At 56.8% G+C, this 264-nt stretch carries 1 protein-coding gene; it reads right to left on the bottom strand.

All coding sequences use genetic code 11. From position 1 onward, the window contains the following. A partial coding sequence (locus SB756_RS31215; protein ID WP_410913385.1) for a nitrilase-related carbon-nitrogen hydrolase occupies positions 1–264 on the bottom strand: 264 nt, incomplete at both ends.

Below are 264 nucleotides of genomic sequence, written 5' to 3'. Positions count from 1 at the left end.
CCCAGCAGATGAGCAAGCCGATACGGCCGATAGGCGTTTCGAAAACAGGGAAACCGAGGTCGCCTGGGGTGAACCACAGCTTTTCCTGATTCCATAGGTGCGCTTTGCGATAGTGCCCAAGCATACCTTCAGGGCCAAAGAGGACTGCGCTGTCATAGAGCTTCATACCATCTCGCTCAGCGAATCCAGCAGCCAAGTAAACGTTATGGTCCCGCGCAAAGCCCGCCCAGGCTTGAAGACTGCGGCCTTCCTGCAGGTTCTCCG

The sequence above is a fragment of the Pseudomonas sp. SIMBA_068 genome, assembly GCF_046534705.1.
In the GTDB taxonomy this organism is placed as follows: Bacteria; Pseudomonadota; Gammaproteobacteria; order Pseudomonadales; family Pseudomonadaceae; genus Aquipseudomonas; species Aquipseudomonas putida.
The sequence above is the reverse complement of the archived record's forward strand: the minus strand, read 5'-3'. Positions and strand labels throughout refer to the sequence as shown.